The organism is Aeromicrobium chenweiae, from assembly GCF_003065605.1.
Classification (GTDB): domain Bacteria; phylum Actinomycetota; class Actinomycetes; order Propionibacteriales; family Nocardioidaceae; genus Aeromicrobium; species Aeromicrobium chenweiae.
In genome coordinates, this window is record NZ_CP026952.1 from 2098789 (window position 1) to 2117257 (window position 18469).

16 protein-coding genes and 1 pseudogene are annotated in these 18469 nt (G+C 71.5%); all 17 read right to left on the reverse strand.

Annotation, left to right across the window (positions count from 1 at the left end):
- Nucleotides 1–19: 19 nt before the first annotated feature.
- The 17 genes and pseudogenes from C3E78_RS10155 to C3E78_RS10235 all read right to left on the reverse strand — a co-directional run bounded on the left by C3E78_RS10155 (nt 20) and on the right by C3E78_RS10235 (nt 18438).
- A complete protein-coding gene (locus C3E78_RS10155) occupies nt 20–625 on the reverse strand; it encodes a TetR/AcrR family transcriptional regulator (RefSeq protein WP_235833593.1) in 606 nt (201 codons plus the stop codon).
- A gap of 63 nt (nt 626–688) precedes the next feature.
- Complete coding sequence (locus tag C3E78_RS10160) at nt 689–1972, reverse strand: RsmB/NOP family class I SAM-dependent RNA methyltransferase (RefSeq protein ID WP_108578177.1); 1284 nt, start codon at nt 1970–1972, stop codon at nt 689–691.
- Nucleotides 1969–2892 (reverse strand): methionyl-tRNA formyltransferase, encoded by a 924-nt coding sequence (fmt, locus tag C3E78_RS10165; RefSeq protein ID WP_108578178.1) that lies wholly within the window; start codon nt 2890–2892, stop codon nt 1969–1971. The genes C3E78_RS10160 and fmt overlap by 4 nt, the downstream gene beginning before the upstream one ends.
- A gap of 42 nt (nt 2893–2934) precedes the next feature.
- Nucleotides 2935–4929, reverse strand: coding sequence for a primosomal protein N' (locus C3E78_RS10170; protein WP_108578179.1), 1995 nt, complete (start codon nt 4927–4929; stop codon nt 2935–2937).
- An 87-nt stretch (nt 4930–5016) separates the two neighbouring features.
- A complete protein-coding gene (metK, locus tag C3E78_RS10175; RefSeq protein WP_108578180.1) occupies nt 5017–6204 on the reverse strand; it encodes a methionine adenosyltransferase in 1188 nt (395 codons plus the stop codon).
- A 59-nt stretch (nt 6205–6263) separates the two neighbouring features.
- Nucleotides 6264–7466, reverse strand: a complete 1203-nt coding sequence (gene coaBC / locus C3E78_RS10180; RefSeq protein WP_108578181.1) for a bifunctional phosphopantothenoylcysteine decarboxylase/phosphopantothenate--cysteine ligase CoaBC — start codon at nt 7464–7466, stop codon at nt 6264–6266.
- Between the two features lie 23 nt (nt 7467–7489).
- A complete protein-coding gene (gene rpoZ, locus C3E78_RS10185) occupies nt 7490–7795 on the reverse strand; it encodes a DNA-directed RNA polymerase subunit omega (protein ID WP_108578182.1) in 306 nt (101 codons plus the stop codon).
- Nucleotides 7796–7813: 18 nt separating this feature from the next.
- Nucleotides 7814–8407, reverse strand: coding sequence for a guanylate kinase (gene gmk, locus C3E78_RS10190; protein WP_235833594.1), 594 nt, complete (start codon nt 8405–8407; stop codon nt 7814–7816).
- Entirely contained in the window at nt 8400–8738 is a 339-nt protein-coding gene (gene mihF / locus C3E78_RS10195; RefSeq protein ID WP_108578183.1) for an integration host factor, actinobacterial type, read from the reverse strand. The genes gmk and mihF overlap by 8 nt, the downstream gene beginning before the upstream one ends.
- Before the next feature lie 31 nt (nt 8739–8769).
- Complete coding sequence (locus tag C3E78_RS10200) at nt 8770–9201, reverse strand: hypothetical protein (protein ID WP_108578184.1); 432 nt, start codon at nt 9199–9201, stop codon at nt 8770–8772.
- 35 nt (nt 9202–9236) lie between these two features.
- On the reverse strand, nt 9237–10073 hold the full coding sequence (gene pyrF / locus C3E78_RS10205; RefSeq protein ID WP_108578185.1) for an orotidine-5'-phosphate decarboxylase: 837 nt from the start codon (nt 10071–10073) through the stop codon (nt 9237–9239).
- An 85-nt stretch (nt 10074–10158) separates the two neighbouring features.
- Nucleotides 10159–13479 carry a carbamoyl-phosphate synthase large subunit gene (gene carB, locus C3E78_RS10210; protein ID WP_108578186.1) on the reverse strand — a complete coding sequence of 1107 codons (3321 nt, stop codon included), beginning with the start codon at nt 13477–13479 and terminating at the stop codon, nt 10159–10161.
- A complete protein-coding gene (gene carA, locus C3E78_RS10215) occupies nt 13479–14597 on the reverse strand; it encodes a glutamine-hydrolyzing carbamoyl-phosphate synthase small subunit (protein WP_108578187.1) in 1119 nt (372 codons plus the stop codon). Before carA ends, carB begins: the two co-directional genes overlap by 1 nt.
- Nucleotides 14594–15892, reverse strand: a complete 1299-nt coding sequence (locus tag C3E78_RS10220) for a dihydroorotase (protein WP_108580850.1) — start codon at nt 15890–15892, stop codon at nt 14594–14596. The genes carA and C3E78_RS10220 overlap by 4 nt, the downstream gene beginning before the upstream one ends.
- A complete protein-coding gene (locus C3E78_RS10225; RefSeq protein ID WP_108578188.1) occupies nt 15889–16869 on the reverse strand; it encodes an aspartate carbamoyltransferase catalytic subunit in 981 nt (326 codons plus the stop codon). The genes C3E78_RS10220 and C3E78_RS10225 overlap by 4 nt, the downstream gene beginning before the upstream one ends.
- A 10-nt stretch (nt 16870–16879) precedes the next feature.
- A pseudogene (pyrR, locus tag C3E78_RS10230) lies at nt 16880–17473 on the reverse strand (bifunctional pyr operon transcriptional regulator/uracil phosphoribosyltransferase PyrR); the annotation flags it as partial.
- Between the two features lie 233 nt (nt 17474–17706).
- Nucleotides 17707–18438, reverse strand: coding sequence for a WecB/TagA/CpsF family glycosyltransferase (locus C3E78_RS10235; RefSeq protein WP_108578189.1), 732 nt, complete (start codon nt 18436–18438; stop codon nt 17707–17709).
- Between the last annotated feature and the right edge of the window lie 31 nt (nt 18439–18469).

Sequence of the window (18469 nt, forward strand, 5' to 3'; positions counted from 1 at the left end):
TGAGGCTCCGTGGGGCCGATCAGGAGGCGGCAGGTGTGCGCAGGATCCCCGCGATGACGATGTCGAGCATCGGGCGGGTCGCGTCGGGGCCCAGGCCGGCCTGGTCCGCGGCACCGGCGGCGCCGCTGACGAGCCGCATGACCTCGCGGGAGTCGACGCCGTCGCGCAGCGCGCCACGGTCGGCGATGTGCGCCAGGACCTTGTCGTTGGCCCCCACCAGCACCTGGCACTTGTGGTGGATCGGCGAGGCCTCGTCGTCCATGGCCGACGCGACCTTCGCCGCGGCCCCGCGGTAGACGCCGATGTCCGCGACGAACCGGTCGAACCACTCGGCGAGCGCCTCGCGCGGCTCGAGCCCGGACGCGATGACGGCGTCCGCCGCGGCGTCGACCCGTGCGGTCCAGTCGCGCATGACGGCGCCGATGAGGTCGTCACGGGTCGGGAAGTGGCGGTAGAGGGTGCCCGGGCCCACTCCGGCCCGCTTGGCGATGTCGTCGAGGGACGCCTGGGCGCCGTGCTCGCGGAACGCGGCCCGCGCCGCCTCGACGAGCTTGTCGTAGTTGCGGCGGGCGTCGGCGCGCAGGGCCCGCGGCGGGTCGACCTCGGCCTCGGTGTCGGACACCACGGCAGCACCTCTTCCGGTCACGCCCGGAGACGTTCTCCGGGGTGAGTGTACGTCGGACGGACGTCAGTGACGGCGCAGGACCGCGCAGAACATCGCGTCGGTCCCGTCGATGTGCGGCCACCACTGGTGGGTGGACTCCACCACGACGTCGTCCCGTCCCCCGGTGACCGCCTCGACGACCCGGGTGGTCTCCCGCACGTGGGGCGAGCACGTCGCGTACGCCACGACTCCTCCGGGCCGGACCAGCTCGAGCGCGCGCGTGAGCAGGGCCTCCTGCAGCGGCACGAGTCCGTCGAGATCGGACGGCTTGCGACGCCACCTCGACTCCGGGCGTCGGCGCAGCGCGCCGAGCCCGGTGCAGGGCGCGTCGACCAGCACCCGGTCGAATGAGCCGGGCTCCCACGGTCCCTCGCGGCCGTCGAACACCGTCACCTCGACGTTGCCGAGACGACGCACGCCGTGCCGGACCAGCTCGGCGCGGTGCTCCTGCATCTCGTTGGCCACCAGTGTCGCACCGCGACCCGCGGCCAGGGCACCGAGCAGCGCCGCCTTGCCGCCGGGACCGGCACACAGGTCGAGCCACCGCGCGTCCTGTCCGTCGACGGCCGCCTCAGCCAGGGCGATCGCGACGAGCTGGGAGCCCTCGTCCTGCACACCGGCCCGGCCGTCGCGCACCTCGGCGATCGCGCCGGGGTCCCCGCCCTCGTCGAGGATGCGGGCATAGGGCGACAACTTGCCCGGCGTGCCCGGCAGCTGCTCGGGCGTGCTGAGACCCGGCCGCGCGACGAGCGTCACGCGCGGGGGCAGGTTGTCGGCGGCGAGGAGCTTGTCGATCTGGGCCGCGTGGCCGCCCAGGGCCTCCCGCAGGGCCTGGACGATCCAGAGCGGGTGGGATGCGCGGATCGCCCGCGCCTCGTCGCCCTCCAGGCCCTCGGTGACGATCGCGAGCCAGCCGTCGAGGTCCTTCTGGCCGATCTTGCGCAGCAGCGCGTTCGTGAAGGCCACGGGCTTGTGCCCGATCTCGCGGCGGACGACGTCGACGGTCTCGGACACCGCGGCGTGCGCCGGCACCCGCATGTTGAGCAGCTGGTGGGCGCCGAGGCGCAGGGCGTCCAGCACCGGCGGGTCGATCGACCGGACGCCCTTGCTCGCGACGTGGTCGATGATCGCGTCGTACGTGCCTTGGCGGCGCAGGGTGCCGTGGACGAGCTCGGTCGCGAACGCGGCGTCACGACCCTCGATGTGGTGCTCGTCGAGCATCGCGGGCAGCACCAGGTTCACGTACGCGTCCTGCTCGGACACGGCGCGCAGCGCATGGAGCGCGACGGACCGTACGGGGTCGCTCATGAGAACCTCGGCTCTGCGTCGAAGGTGGTGCCGCGGCCCCAGTCGGGGGCCGGCATGCGCTTCTTGCCGACCGCCTGGACGTCGCCGAGCACCAGGTCGGTGGTCGTGGTGCCGACGCGCACCTCCCGCTTGCCGACGCTGATGCGGCCGGGCTCCAGCGTGCGCTCGTCCGAGATCCGGGCCGGCCCGATCTTCACCCGGTCGTCGCCCAGGACGGTCCACGCACCGGGTGCGGGCGTGCAGCCGCGGATGTGCCGGTCGATCGCGAAGGCCGGCCGGTTCCAGTCGATCCGGCCCTCCTCGGTCGTGAGCTTCGGCGCGTAGGAGACGTTGTCCTCGGGCTGCGGCACCGCGGCGATGTCACCGTCCTCGATGTGGTCGACGACGTCGACCAGGAGCTTGCTGCCCCAGTCGGCCAGCCGGGCCAGGAGCTCGGCGGAGGTGTCGTCGTCGCGGATGAGCTCGGTGATCGTGCCGAGCACCGGCCCCGCGTCGAGCTCCTCGACGAGGCTGAACACCGTGGCACCGGTGACCTCGTCACCGGCCATGATCGCCCGCTGGACGGGGGCGGCGCCGCGCCAGGCCGGCAGCACGGAGAAGTGCAGGTTGATCCAGCCGAAGCGCGGGATGTCGAGCGCCTCGCGCCGGATCAGTGCCCCGTAGGCGACGATCGGCACGCAGTCCGGCGCGATCTGCCGCAGGCGCTCCATGAAGTCGGGGTCCGACGGCTTGGCCGGCTTGAGCACCTCGATGCCGTGGCGCTCCGCGGCCTGGGCGACCGGCGACGCGGTCAGCGTGCGACCACGGCCGGCGGGGGCGTCGGGGCGGGTGATCACCGCGACGACGTCGTGGCGGCTCGCGACGAGCGCCTCGAGGGACGGGATCGCCGTCTCGGGTGTTCCGGCAAAGACGACTCTCACGCCCTCGAGTCTAGGGCGTGCACCGCAGCCGCCCCGTGGCGGTCAGAACGTCAGCGGATCGACCTGGATGCGCGGCAGCGACAGCTTCGCGGCGCTCCGCTCGGCGGCGTACGCCTTCAGGGCCGCGGCGAGCGCCGTGCCCTCGCGTCGCGGCGAACGCAGGATGAGCCTCTCCCCCGACTCCGGCGCCCGTACGTCGACGGGCACCGGTCCGAGCACCTCGGTGTGCGGCGTCCACGGGCGCGCGGCGAGCTCGGTGAGCACCTCGCCCGGGGCGTCGACCGCGACCAGGCGGGCCGTCGGCGGCAGGTGCGTCTCGGCCCGCGCCGCCAGCTCACGCGCCGCGAAGCCGGCCGGGTCGGCCCGGACGAGGGCCTGCAGCTGCGTGGGGTCGCCGACCGCCACCGCGTGGGCACCCGGCCCGGCCAGGGCGAGCGCGTTGAACCATCGGCGGTGCGACTCCTCCTCGACGCGGACGTCGTCGCGCGCGAGCATCAGCCAGGTGTCCATCAGCACCACGAGGTCGTAACCGCCGTCGACGTGCGGCTCGGCGCCCGGCGTCGACAGCACGATGACCCGTCCGGCGGGAACCCGGTCGAGCACCGCAGAGCCGCCGGAGGTGACCACCTCGACGCCGGGGAACGCGCGGGCGTACTCCTCCGCGGTCCGCAGCGCGCCGACCACCGGTGAGCGCAGCTGCGTGCCGTGGCAGTGCGGGCACTGCCACCGGGGCTGCTCGTGGGCGCACCACCGGCACACGATCGCGGCACCTGCCGCGGGCTGCACCAGCGGGCCCTGACAGGCCTCGCACCGCGCCTGCTCACGGCACCGCTGGCAGGCCAGCGACTCGCGGTAGCCCCGCCGCGGCACCTGGATGAGGACGGCTCCGGACGTCCGGCGGATCGCGGTGAAGACCTCGTGCGGCAGCCTGACCGGCGCGGACCCCGCGGACGCGCCGTCGGTGACGAGCAGCTGGGGCCACGCGGCCCGTCGCGTCGCCCGGTCGGCCACGACCTCGGTGCACCACCCGCTCTCGACCAGGGACTGCCCCTCAGCGGTGCGGGCGTGGCCGCCGACCAGGAGCGCGGCGCCGCTCGACGACGCCCGCAGGAGCATGACCTCGCGCGTGTGCGGATACGGCGCCCGCGGCTCGGCGTAGAGGTCGTCGCCGTCGTCCCAGAGGGCCAGCAGCCCGAGGTCGGCCACCGGCGCGAAGGCCGCGGCGCGCGTGCCGAGCACGACGCGGACGTCACCGCGGGCGGCGGCGAGGAACGAGCGGTAACGGACGGCCGGCTTCTGCACACCGGTGAGGACGACGTGGTGGCCCTCCCCCAGCACCGCGGTGAAGGCAGCGTCCCACCTGGCCACGTCGCGGACGTCCGGCACGCACACGATGGCCCCGCGGCCCGAGGCCAGCGTTGCCGCCACGGCCTGCGCGACGCTCGTCGCCGGGTCGGTGCCCGGCACCGCCGACCACCAGACGCGCGGGCCGGCCCCCGCGCGCAGCGACGCCACCAGCTCGGGACCGCCCGTGTAGTCCGTCCACGCCTCGTGCCCCACTGGCGGGAGCGGGTCCGGCGGCGCGGGGCGGGCCGACGCCTCGGCGCGAGCGTGCCGCGGCGGGATCGCGAGGCGCAGGACGTCCCCCAGCGTGCCGGCGTAGCGGTCGGCCACGAGCCGGGCGAGGGCGGCGACCTCGGGCGTCAGCACGGGCTCGGAGGAGACGACCTTGGCCAGGAACGCCAGTCGGCCCTCGTGCGCCGTGTCGTCGACCCGTTCGACGACGTAGCCGTCCACGAGACGTCCGGCGAAGCGCACCTTGACCCGGCAGCCGGGGACGGTCTGCTCGTCCAGCTCTGCCGGCACCGCGTAGTCGAAGGGCCGGTCGAGGTGCACGAGGCCGGAGTCGACGACGACCCGGGCGATCGGCAGCCGGTCCGCTTCCGCGGGCGTGGTGGCCGTCTTCGCGGGCGTGCGGCGAGCTGCCGGGGACGGGACGAGCGCGAGCTGGTCCGGGTCCCCCTGCTGATCGCTCACTGTGCTGTTCTACCAGTCGCCACCCACACGTCGTCCGGACGCACGAGAGCCCCCGCCGTGGCGGGGGCTCTCGTGGTGGAGCGGGTGTCAGACGCCGGCGGCGGCACGCAGCGCGTCTGCGCGGCTGGTGTCCTCCCAGGGCAGCCCGGGGCGGCCGAAGTGGCCGTACGCAGCGGTCTCGGCGTAGATCGGGCGCAGCAGGTCGAGGTCGCGGACGATCGCGCCGGGACGCAGGTCGAAGACCTCGAGGACGGCTTCGCGGATGGTGTCGACCGGCACGGTCTCGGTGCCGTAGGTGTCGACGTAGAAGCCGACCGGGTGCGCAACGCCGATCGCGTACGCGACCTGGACCTCGGCCTTGGTGGCCAGGCCCGACGCGACGATCGTCTTGGCGACCCAGCGCATCGCGTACGCGGCGGAGCGGTCGACCTTGCTCGGGTCCTTGCCCGAGAACGCACCGCCGCCGTGGCGGGCGTAGCCACCGTAGGTGTCGACGATGATCTTGCGACCGGTCAGGCCGGCGTCGCCCATGGGGCCGCCGATGACGAACTTGCCCGTGGGGTTGATGTGCAGGCGGTAGTCCGAGGAGTCGATGTCGTACTGGCCCAGGACCGCGTCGATGACGTGCTTCTTGAGGTCGACCGCGAGCTGGTTCTCCAGGTCGACACCCTCCTCGTGCTGCGTCGAGACGACGATGGCCTCGACACGGACCGGCTTGTCGTTGTCGTCGTACTCGATGGTGACCTGGGTCTTGCCGTCCGGGCGCAGGTACGGCAGCGTGCCGTCCTTGCGGACCGCGGTCAGCTGCTCGGCCAGGCGGTGCGCGATCGTGATCGGCAGCGGCATGAGCTCGGGGGTCTCGTCGACCGCGAAGCCGAACATCAGCCCCTGGTCACCGGCTCCCTGCAGGTCGAGCGGGTCGACCGAGGACCCGACCCGGGCCTCCTCGGCCTTGTCGACGCCCTGCGCGATGTCGGGGCTCTGCGCGTCGAGGGTGACCTGCACGGCGCAGGACTCGCCATCGAATCCCTTGGTGGAGGAGTCGTAGCCGATCTCCAGGACCCGGTCGCGCGCGATCCGCGCGATGTCGACGTACGCCTGCGTGGTGACCTCGCCGCCCACGAGCACGAGGCCGGTGGTCACGAAGGTCTCCGCGGCGACGCGGCTCTTGGGGTCCTTGGCCAGCAGCGCATCGAGGATGCTGTCGCTGATCTGGTCGGCGATCTTGTCCGGGTGTCCCTCAGTGACGGACTCGGACGTGAACAAGCGGCTCACATTGTCTCCTGGGTTGATGGCTGTTCGAAAGTGTAACGAGCAGAGCGGTTTGGGGCCGTTCAGTCCAGGCGCTGGACGACGGCGTCCCAGACCTGGTGCGCGAGGTCGGACTTGGGTCCGTGCGCGAACTGGGTCACGGAACCGTCCGCTCCCAGCAGGACGGCCTCGCTGTCCTCCTGGCCGAACACCTTGCCGGCGCTCACGTCGTTGACGACGAGGAGGTCGCAGCCCTTGCGGGCCAGCTTGGCCCGGGCGTGCTCGATGACGCTGGCGGTCGCGTCACCGGTCTCGGCCGCGAACCCGACGATGACCGGCCGCTTGCTGGTGCGCGCGGCGACCAGCTCGACCAGGATGTCGGGGTTCTCGACCAGGTGGATCTGTGGTGCGACGCCGTCAGCGGTCTTCTTGATCTTGGCGTCGACGAACTCGGCCGGGCGGAAGTCCGCCGGGGCGGCGGCCATGACCACCGCGTCCGCGTCGGCGGCGGCGAGGTGCATCTGCTCACGCAGCTGCTCGGTGCTGACGACGTCGACGACGTCCACGCCGGCGGGACGCGGCAGCGAGACGTTCGCGGCGACGACCGTCACGCTGGCACCGCGGGCGACCGCGGCCTCGGCGAGCGCGAAGCCCTGCCGGCCGGACGAACGGTTGCCGAGGTAGCGGACCGGGTCGAGGAACTCGCGGGTGCCGCCGGCCGAGACGACGACGCGGCGGCCCATGAGGTCCTGCTCGCGGCCGGCCAGCACGTTGACGGCCGCGGCGTAGATCTCGGCCGGGGCCGGGAGCCGGCCCTTGCCCGTGTCGACGCCGGTGAGGCGACCGACCGCGGGCTCGAGCACGACGTGGCCGCGGCTGCGCAGCGTCTCGACGTTGGCCTGCGTCGCGGCGTTCTCCCACATCTCGGTGTGCATCGCGGGGGCGAACATCACCGGGCACCGGGCGGTCAGCAAGGTGTTGGTCAGCAGGTCGTCGGCGAGGCCGTGCGCCGCCTTCGCGAGGGTGTTGGCGGTCGCCGGGGCGACGAGCACGAGGTCGGCGGACTGCCCGATCCGCACGTGCGGCACCTCTTCGACGTTCTGGAACACGCCGACCTGCACGGGCTGGCCGCTGAGGGCTTCCCACGTGGCAGCGCCCACGAAGTGCAACGACGACTCGGTCGGCACGACGCGGACGCTGTGTCCGGACTCGGTGAGGAGTCGCAGGAGCTCGGCGGCCTTGTAAGAGGCGATGCCGCCGGAGACTCCCAGGACGATCGATGCCATGTGCGATCCCCTCGCGGAGGGGGTCAGGCCTTCTCAGCGCCTGCGGCTGCGGCTGCTGCCTCGGCCTCGGGATCGATGTCCTCGGCGGTCAGCAGGTCGGCGTTGATCTCGCGCAGCGCGATCGACAGCGGCTTCTCCTGGACGCCGGTCTCGAGCAGCGGGCCGACGTACTCCAGCAGGCCCTCACCGAGCTGGGAGTAGTACGCGTTGATCTGACGAGCGCGCTTGGCGCTGTAGAGGACGAGCTTGTACTTGCTGTCCGCCTTCTCGAGCAGGTCGTCGAGGGGCGGGTTGGTGATGCCAATGGCAACCGAACGTGTCGTGGACACAGAGCCTCACAGAAAAGATTAGGAAGGTACCCGACTCGTGCCGGATCTGAACAAGTCTACCAATTCTTCGCAAGCGGTCTCGACATCGGTGTTCACGATCGTCACGTCGAACTCCGACTCGGCCGCCAGCTCCGTCCGGGCCGTCGTCAGACGCCGGGCGCGCTCCTCGGGACCCTCGGTGCCCCGGCCCACCAGGCGGCGCTCGAGCTCCTCGAAGCTGGGCGGCTTCAGGAAGCACATCAGCGCGTCGGGCATGCGCTCGCGCACCTGACGGGCACCCTGCAGGTCGATCTCCAGCAGGGCCGGGACGCCGGCCGCGAGGTGCTCCTCGACGGGCGCGCGGGGGGTTCCGTAGCGGGCCGCCTTGTGCACGACGGCCCACTCCAGGAGCCCGTCCTCGGCGATGAGCCGGTCGAACTCCTCGTCGGAGATGAAGTGGTAGTGCACGCCGTCGATCTCGCCGGGCCTGGCGGGACGGGTCGTGGCCGACACCGAGATCCAGATCTCGGGGTGCGTGCGTCGGACCGCGGCGGCCACCGTGCCCTTGCCGACGGCGGTGGGTCCGGCGAGGACGACGAGGCGCGAGTGCAGGGGGGTGGAGGACTCAGGCACGGTCGGCACGTCGCGTCCGGTCGGCGAACTCCGCGAGCAGGGCCGTCACCTGGTTGGCGCCGAGGCCACGGAGCCGCCGGCTGTCGGCGATGCCGATGCGCTGCATGATCTCCTGGGCGCGGACCTTGCCGACGCCGGGCATGGCCTGCAGCAAGTCGACCACCTTGAGCTTGGCGACGACCTCGTTGGCCTTCGCCTCCTGGATCACGTCGGCGAGGCTCGCGCTCGAGCTCTTGAGCCGGTTCTTGACCTCGGCGCGGAGCTGGCGGGCGACGGCCGCCTTCTCGAGGGCGGCGGTGCGCTGTTCTGGGGTCAGCTTCGGGAGTGCCACGTGTGTCACCTCTCTGGAACCGTGGATGTGGTCATTGCAGCTCGACGCCGCACTCGGACTTCACGTTCGCCTCCACCCGCTTGCCGTGCCGGGCGACCGCCTTGTTGAACGCGGTGTACGCGTCGCTGAGGCTCTCGCTCTGCTCGACGGGGAGCTTGGCCACGGAGGAGGCCGAGATGTCCTCCAGCTTCAGTCCTACCGCTTTCTGGGCGTCGACGACACCGTTGAGCGCCGTGGTCAGCGCGGTCCAGTCCTTCTTGGCGCCCTCGGGTGCCAGCGTGGCCAGGGTCCGGGTCGTGCGGCGGTACTTCGCGAAGGCGGCGTCGGTGCGCTTCTTGCCGAACGTGTTGAGCGTCGACTCGTCCTTCTTGACCGCCGCGCAGTACTCGCTGTCGCCGCCGCACGCGGCCAGGGTCGTGGTGGCGACGATCGTCGCGACCAGCAGGGCTGCGGTCCTGTGCATCGAAGAGCTCCTCGGGCGATCGGCCATGAGCGGCGTCACGACCCTACAAGTTCGGCGTTGACGCGAGCCGCAGAATCGCGGAGGGCCTGCACGTCCGGACCGGCCGCGAGCACGCCGCGCGACGTCGACGCGATGACGTTGTCGATCACGCCGCCGAACAGCCGACGGATGTCGTCCGCGGTCCCGCCCTGGGCACCGAGGCCGGGGACCAGCAGCGGGCCGTTGATCGCGAGGTCCTCGTCCGCCTCCCCGATCGTGGCACCCACGACGGCGCCGTAGGCGCCCATCGGCGACGCACCGGCGTTGAGCTCGGCGAGCTGCCTCAGGATGCCGCCCGCCACGGTCTCGTCGGCCGGTCCGCCCGCCGCCGGCGGACGCAGGGCGTGCTGCACCTCGGGCCCCTCCGGGTTGGAGGTCAGGGCGAGCACGAACACGCCGGCGTCGTTCTTCTCGGCCACCTCGAAGAACGGGGTGAGCGAGCCGAAGCCGAGGTACGGGCTGACGGTGACCGCGTCGGCGGCCATCGGGGCGTCGTCGTCGAGGTACGCGTCGGCGTACGCCTGGGCGGTCGAGCCGATGTCCCCACGCTTGACGTCCAGGACGACGAGCGAGCCGGTGTGCCGCAGGTCCTCGATCGTCCGTTCCAGCACGACCACTCCCCTGGCGCCGAAGCGCTCGAAGAACGCCGACTGCGGCTTGACGAACGCGACGTGGCCGGCGAACGCCTCGACGCAGGTGCTGGCGAACCGGTCGAGTCCCTCGACCGAGTCCGGCAGGCCCCACTGCTCGAGCAGCGCGGCGTGCGGGTCGATGCCAACGCACGCGGGACCGTACGCCTGCATCGCCACCCGGGCGCGCGACCCGAAGCTCATGCCCCCTCCCCCGTGGCCCTGACGTTCTGACCCGACACGCCGGGCGTGTCCCGCAGGAACGTCAGGCTCAGCGGGGACGTGCGGATCATGAGCGGGCCTCGGTGACGCGGCGTCCCCACTCCTGCAGCGACGTGACGCCGATGCTGCCGCCGATGAGCGCCTCGATGCCCTGCACCGCCGCGGCCAGCCCCTGCACCGTCGTGATGCACGGGATGCCCTCGGCGACCGCCGCGGTGCGGATCTCGTAGCCGTCGATGCGCGGGCTGCCACCGGTCGTGACGCCGTGCGGGGTGTTGATGATCAGCTGCACGTCCTGGTCGTGGATCTTCTCCACGATCGTGCTGCGCGACTGACCCTCCAGCGGCTCCTCGCTGAGCTTGCGGATCACGGTCGCCTGCACGCCGTTGCGGGCCAGGACCACCGCGGTGCCGCTGGTCGCCAGGATCTCGAAGCCGAGGTCGGCGAGCCGCTTGACCGGGAAGATCATGTGCCGCTTGTCGCGGTTGGCGACCGACACGAAGACCTTGCCCGACGTGGGCAGGCCGTTCTGGGCGCCGGCCTGGGCCTTGGCGAACGCCTGGCCGAAGCCCGCGTCGAAGCCCATGACCTCACCCGTCGAGCGCATCTCGGGGCCGAGCAGCGTGTCGACGTACCGGCCCTCGTAGGTCCGGAAGCGGTTGAACGGCATGACCGCCTCCTTGACCGCGATCGGCGCGTTGTCGGGCAGCCGCCCGCCGTCACCGGTCGCGGGCAGGACCCCGGCGGCGCGCAGGTCGGCGATCGACTCCCCCAGCATCAAACGGGCGGCGGCCTTCGCGAGCGGCGTCGCGGTCGCCTTGGAGACGAACGGGACGGTGCGGGAGGCACGCGGGTTGGCCTCGATGACGTAGAGGATGTCCGAGGACAGCGCGAACTGGATGTTGATCAGCCCCCGCACCCCCACGCCCTTGGCGATCGCCTCGGTGGACTCGCGGATGCGCTGGATCTCAAGGTCGCCCAGCGTGATGGGCGGCAGCGCGCAGGCCGAGTCGCCCGAGTGCACGCCGGCCTCCTCGATGTGCTCCATGACGCCGCCGAGGAACAGCTCGGTGCCGTCGTACAGCGCGTCGACGTCGATCTCGATCGAGTCGTCCAGGAAACGGTCGACCAGCACAGGACGCTCCGGGGAGATCTCGGTCGCGCGGCCGATGTAGTCCTCGAGCGTGGCCTCGTCGTAGACGATCTCCATGCCGCGGCCGCCCAGGACGTACGACGGACGCACGAGCACGGGGTAGCCGATCTCGTCGGCGATGTCCTTGGCCTCGGCGAACGTCGTGGCCATGCCGTGCTTGGGCGCCGGCAGGTTGGCCTCCTCGAGCACCTTGCCGAACGCTCCGCGCTCCTCGGCCAGGTCGATCGCGGCGGGCTGGGTGCCCACGATCGGGACGCCCGCGGCCTCCAGGCCGGCGGCGAGGCCGAGCGGCGTCTGCCCGCCGAGCTGCACGATGACTCCCGCGACGGGACCGGCCTGCTGCTCGGCGTTGACGATCTCCAGGACGTCCTCGAGCGTCAGCGGCTCGAAGTAGAGCCGGTCCGACGTGTCGTAGTCGGTCGAGACGGTCTCGGGGTTGCAGTTGACCATGATCGTCTCGTAGCCGACCTCGGACAGCGCGAGCGCCGCGTGCACGCACGAGTAGTCGAACTCGATGCCCTGGCCGATCCGGTTGGGGCCGCTGCCGAGGATCAGCACCGCGGGCTTGGTGCGCGGCTCGACCTCGGTCTCCTCGTCGTACGAGGAGTAGTGGTACGGCGTCCGGGCCGCGAACTCCGCGGCGCAGGTGTCGACCGTCTTGTAGACCGGGCGGACACCGAGCGCGTGGCGCACACCCCGCACGACGTCCTCGCGCATCTCGCGCAGCCCGGCGATCTGGGCGTCGGACAGGCCGTGGCGCTTGGCGCGGCGCAGCAGCGCCGGGTTGAGCTCGGCGGAGTCGCGCACCTCGGTGGCCACCTCGTGGATCAGGAACAGCTGGTCCACGAACCACGGGTCGATGCTGGTGGCGTCGTGCACCTCCTGCGGTGTCGCGCCGGCGCGGATCGCGTCCATGACGAGCGTGATCCGGCCGTCGTGCGGACGCGCGATCGCGGCGAGCAGCTCGTCCTTGTCGCCGATCTCGCCGCTCCAGTCGAAGCCGGCTCCCGCGCGGTCGAGCGAGCGCATCGCCTTGCCGAGCGCCTCGGTGAAGTTGCGGCCGATCGCCATCGCCTCGCCGACCGACTTCATGTGGGTCGTCAGCGTGGAGTCGGCGTTCGGGAACTTCTCGAACGCGAACCGGGGCACCTTGACCACGACGTAGTCGAGCGTGGGCTCGAACGACGCGGGGGTCACGGCGGTGATGTCGTTGCGGATCTCGTCGAGCGTGTAGCCGATCGCGACCTTGGCGGCGATCTTGGCGATCGGGAAGCCGGTCGCCTTCGACGCCAGCGCGGACGACCGCGAGACGCGCGGGTTCATCTCGATGACCACGATGCGGCCGTCGGCGGGATTGACCGCGAACTGGATGTTGCAGCCGCCGGTCTCGACGCCGACCTCGCGGATGATGCCGATCGAGATGTCCCGAAGCCGCTGGTACTCGACGTCGGTCAGCGTCATCGCGGGCGCCACGGTGATGGAGTCGCCCGTGTGGACGCCCATGGGGTCGAAGTTCTCGATCGAGCAGACGATCACGACGTTGTCGGCCGTGTCACGCATGACCTCGAGCTCGTACTCCTTCCAGCCGAGGATCGACTCCTCCAGGAGCACCTCGGTGGTCGGGCTCAGGGCGAGGCCCGATCCGGCGATGCGGTGCAGGTCGGACTCGTCGTACGCCAGGCCGCTGCCCGAGCCGCCCATCGTGAACGACGGACGGACGACCACGGGGTAGCCGCCGAGGCCCTCCACGCCGTCCAGGCACTCCTGCATCGTGTGGCAGATGACCGAGTTGGCCGACTCCGCGCCCCACTCGGGCGGGAGGGTCGCGACGACCTCCTTGAAGGACTCGCGGTTCTCGCCCTTCTCGATCGCCGCGATCGACGCGCCGATGAGCTCGACGCCGTACTTCTCGAGGATGCCGAGCTGGTCCAGCTGGATCGCGGCGTTGAGGGCCGTCTGGCCACCCAGGGTCGCGAGCAGGGCGTCGGGCCGCTCGAGGGCGATGACCTTCTCGAGGTACTCCGGCGTGATCGGCTCGACGTACGTCGCGTCCGCGAACTCGGGGTCCGTCATGATCGTCGCGGGGTTGGAGTTCACCAGGATGACCCGGATGCCCTCCTCGCGCAGGACGCGGCAGGCCTGGGTGCCGGAGTAGTCGAACTCCGCCGCCTGTCCGATGACGATGGGTCCTGAGCCGATGACGAGGATCGACTCGATGTCAGTGCGCCTTGGCATCAGGCATCCACCTTCGCTGCGTTCATGAGGTCGACGAACCGGTCGAACAGGTAGGCCGCGTCGTGCGGACCGGCTCCTGCCTCCGGGTGGTACTGGACGCTGAACGCCGGGGCGTCCAGCAGGGCGAGACCCTCGACGACCTGGTCGTTGAGGCCGACGTGGGTCACGCGGGCCGGGCCGTACGGCGTGTCGAACGAGCCGTCCAGCGGCGCGTCGACGGCGAAGCCGTGGTTGTGGCTCGTGATCTCCACCCGTCCGGTGGTCAGGTCCTGGACCGGCTGGTTGATGCCGCGGTGGCCGTACTTGAGCTTGTACGTGCCCAGGCCGAGCGCGCGGCCGAACATCTGGTTGCCGAAGCAGATGCCGAAGAACGGCACCCGCCGCTCGAGCACCTGCTGCAGCAGGCCCACGACGTCGCCGGCGGCCGCCGGGTCGCCGGGGCCGTTGGACATGAACACGCCGTCCGGCGAGACCGCCAGGACGTCGTCGATCGTGGAGTGCGCCGGCAGGACGTGCACCTCGACCCCGCGCTCGGACATGCGCCGCGGCGTCATCCCCTTGATGCCCAGGTCGATCGCGGCGACGGTGAACCGCTTCTCCCCCACGGCCGGGACGACGTACGTCTCGGTCGTGGAGACCTCGCCGGCGAGGTTCGCCCCGGCCATGCTCGGCGCGGACCGGACGGCGTCCAGGAGGGCGTCGACGTCGGTCGAGACCGAGCTGATGCCCGCGCGCATCGCGCCGCGCTCACGCAGGTGACGGGTCAGCGCACGGGTGTCGACGCCGCTGATTCCGACGACGCCCTGGCGGTCGAGCTCGTCCGCGAGCGGGTGCGTCGAGCGCCAGTTGCTCGGCACCCGGGCGGGATCGCGCACGACGTAGCCGGCGACCCAGATCTTGGACGACTCGTGGTCCTCGCGGTTGACGCCGGTGTTGCCGATGTGCGGAGCGGTCATCGCCACGATCTGGCGGCGGTACGACGGGTCGGTCAGCGTCTCCTGGTAGCCGGTCATGCCGGTGTTGAACACGATCTCACCGATCGTCTCACCGACGGCGCCGTACGCCTCGCCGCGGAACACGCGGCCGTCCTCGAGCACGAGGATCGCCTCGGTCGTCATGAAGTCACACCTTTCACGAGTGCACGGTCCTGGACGGTCGGTCGGCCACGCAGGAACGTGGCGACGACCTCGCCCGGCAGGGTCAGGCCGGCGTAGGGGTTGTTGCGGGACAGCGACGCGGTGTCGCGGGGGTCGATGGTGCGCGACGCGTCGGGGTCGACGAGCACCAGGTTCGCGGGCTCACCCACGGCGAGCGGGCGGCCCTGGTTGGTGACCCGGCCGATCTCGGCGGGCTTGGTCGACATCGCGGTCGCGACCTGCGCCCAGGTCAGGCGGCCCGTGTCGACCATCGTCTGCTGGACGACCGACAGCGCGGTCTCCAGGCCGAGCATGCCGAAGGCCGCCGCGGACCACTCGCACTCCTTGTCCTCCATGGGGTGCGGGGCGTGGTCGGTCGCGACGATGTCGATCGTGCCGTCGGCCAGGCCCTCACGGACCGCCTCGACGTCGTCGTTGGAGCGCAGCGGCGGGTTGACCTTGTAGATCGGGTCGTAGCTGCGGACGAGGTCGTCGCTCAGCAGCAGGTGGTGCGGCGTGACCTCGGCGGTGACGTCGATGCCCCGGCTCTTGGCCCAGCGGACGATCTCGACCGATCCGCGCGTCGAGAGGTGGCACACGTGCAGGCGGGAGCCGACGTGCTCGGCCAGCAGCACGTCGCGGGCGATGATCGCCTCCTCCGCCACGGCGGGCCAGCCGGTGAGGCCGAGCTCGCCGGACAGCGGTCCCTCGTTCATCTGCGCGCCCTCGGTGAGGCGCGGCTCCTGTGCGTGCTGGGCGACGACACCGTCGAACGCCTTGACGTACTCGAGCGCGCGCCGCATGACGACCGCGTCGGAGACGCACTTGCCGTCATCGGAGAACACCCGGACGCCGGCAGCGGAGTCCGCCATGGCACCGAGCTCGGCGAGCTGCGTGCCCTGCAGGCCGACCGTGACCGCGCCGACGGGCTGCACGTCGCAGTACCCGCCCTCACGGCCCAGGCGCCAGACCTGCTCGACGACGCCGGCGGTGTCGGCGACGGGCTCGGTGTTGGCCATCGCGTGGACGCACGTGAAGCCGCCCCGGGCGGCCGCCTGCGAACCGGTCAGGACCGTCTCGGCGTCCTCGCGGCCCGGCTCGCGGACGTGGGTGTGCAGGTCGACGAGTCCCGGCAGGGCCACGAGGCCCGTGCCGTCGATCTCGACGTCGCCGGTCGCCCCGGCGCCGATCGTGCTGATGACCCCGTCCTCGAACGCGATGTCGGTGGGATCCCCGCCCAGGAGCCTGGCCTGGCGGATGACGTACGAGGAGGTCATGCACGTTCCTTGTCGCTGGAGAGTTCGTCGGTGCTGGTGTCGTCGGCCGCGCCGCCCAGCAGGAGGTAGAGGACGGCCATGCGGACCGCGACGCCGTTGGTGACCTGCTCGACGATCACCGACCGGTCGTTGTCGGCCACGTCGGCGGTGATCTCCATGCCCCGGTTCATCGGGCCGGGGTGCATCACGATCGCGTGGTCGGGGAGCCGGTTGAGGCGTGCGGTGTCGAGCCCGTAGCGGCGCGAGTACTCGCGGGCGCTCGGGAAGTACGACGCGTTCATCCGCTCGGCCTGGACCCGCAGCATCATGACCGCGTCGGCGTCCTCGAGCGAGGAGTCGAGGTCGTACGACGTGGTGACCGGCCAGTGGCCGACGCCCACGGGCAGCAGGGTCGGCGGGGCAACGATCGTCACGTTGGCGCCCAGCGTCTTGAGCAGCAGGACGTTGGAGCGCACGACCCGGCTGTGCAGGACGTCGCCGACGATCGTGACGTTCTTGCCCTTGAGGCTGCCGTCGCCGTCCTTCGCGAGGTGGCGGCGCATCGTGAACGCGTCGAGCAGCGCCTGGGTGGGGTGCTCGTGGGTGCCGTCGCCCGCGTTGATGACCGCGCCCTTGGTCCAGCGGGCCTGGGCCAGCCGGTGCGGCGCACCGGACGAGGGATGACGGATGATCACCGCGTCGGCGCCCATGGCCTGCAGCGTCAGGGCGGTGTCCTTGAGGCTCTCGCCCTTCGACACGCTCGAGCCCTTGGCCGAGAAGTTGATGACGTCCGCGCTGAGCCGCTTCGCGGCGGCCTCGAACGAGATGCGCGTCCGGGTCGAGTCCTCGAAGAACAGGTTGACCACGGTGCGCCCCCGCAGCGTGGGCAGTTTCTTGATCGGCCGGCTCGCGACCCCGAGGAGCTCCTCGGCGGTGTCGAGGACCTGGATCGCGTCGGCCCGGTCGAGGTCGCCGGCGCTCAGGAGGTTCTTGATCATGCGCCACCCCCCGCGGCAGCACGCCCTGGATCGACACGGCGTCGAGGTCGTCGGTCTCGGCCAGCGAGACCTTGACCCGCTCCACGAGCGAGGTCGGCAGGTTCTTGCCGACGAAGTCCGCCCGGATGGGCAGCTCGCGGTGGCCGCGGTCGATCAGCACCGCGAGCTGCACGGCCTTGGGCCGGCCCAGCTCGGTCAGGGCGTCCAGCGCGGCGCGGATCGTCCGGCCGGAGAACAGCACGTCGTCGATCAGCACGACGACCTTGCCGTCGATGTCGTCCGGGATCTCGGTGTGCTCCAGGGCCCGGGCGGGCTTCATGCGCAGGTCGTCGCGGTACATCGTCACGTCGAGGGCGCCGGCGGTGATCTCACGACCCTCGACCTCGGACATCCGGGACGCGATCCGCCGCGCCAGGTGGACGCCGCGGGTCGGGATGCCCAGCAGGACGAGACCGGCGGAGTCGCGGTTGCGCTCGAGGATCTCGTGGGTGATGCGGGTCAGGGCCCGGGAGATGTCCTGGTCGTCCAGGACCGTCCGGGCGGCTGCTGCCGCGGGGGGTTCGTGCAGCGTGTCAGCACGTGCTGCGTCATCGGACGCACTCATGTCTGACCTCCTTCTCCGCCTCTCGGGACGGCCGTTAAAGGATGTCGATGGAACGTCGTCACACTATCAGCGCGCGACCGTCCCCCCGGACGCGGCTCGGCGGCCCCCACGATCCCGGCGCAAAGCGCCCGGCGAGCCCCCGGTGCGGACGAACGATGAGGGTTTGCGGCAGCTCCAGCCACCGCAAACCCTCATCGTGGGTCCCCCGGAGGGGACGGGACGCGCGTGCCGGGTCAGAACCGGGCGGGTCGCCAGTAGTTGGGCAGGACGTACTTGACGAAGACCGGCAGGCACTCAACGAAGTAGCGGCGGAACAACCGGTTCGGCTCCTGCAGGAGGCGGTAGAACCACTCGAGCTTCATCGCGCGGATCCACCCGGGTGCCATCGTGGCGTGGCCCGCGGCCATGTTGACCGCGCCGCCCACGTTGATCACGACGCCGTCGAAGCCCGCCTTGCGGACCTCCTCGCCGATCATGTCGCCGAACGGCGGGGTGACCGCCACGATCAGCAGGTCGACGTCGTACTTCTGCAGCTTCTTGGCCACCCGCTTGGCCTTCCAGTCACGGCGGTTGCCGTGGTCCCGGAAGACGACGTGCAGGCCCGAGTCGTGCAGCTGGCCACGGAAGTCGTCACCCACGTGCCGGTCGGCGCCGAGGATCGCCGCCTTCTTGCCGTGGAACTGGCGTCCGGCCAGCATCCGCTCGATGAACTCCGAGCCGGTGACCCGTTCGGGGTCGATGCCGCGCGAGCGCATGAGCGACACGATCGGCCAGCCGTCGGCCGTGATGTAGTCGGCTCGCTCGATCGTGCGGGCGAACTCGGCGGACTTGGCCGCCAGCGCCAGGTGGTGCAGGTTGACGGTCTGGATCCGCTTGGGCTCCCGGTCCAGCACCGCCGCGTCGAAGTCGTCGTCGTTCAGGATGCACTTCTCGGCCATCAGGTCGATCAGCTCGTCGGTGATCACGTGCGTTCCCCTATTTCTCCCCTGTCGAGAC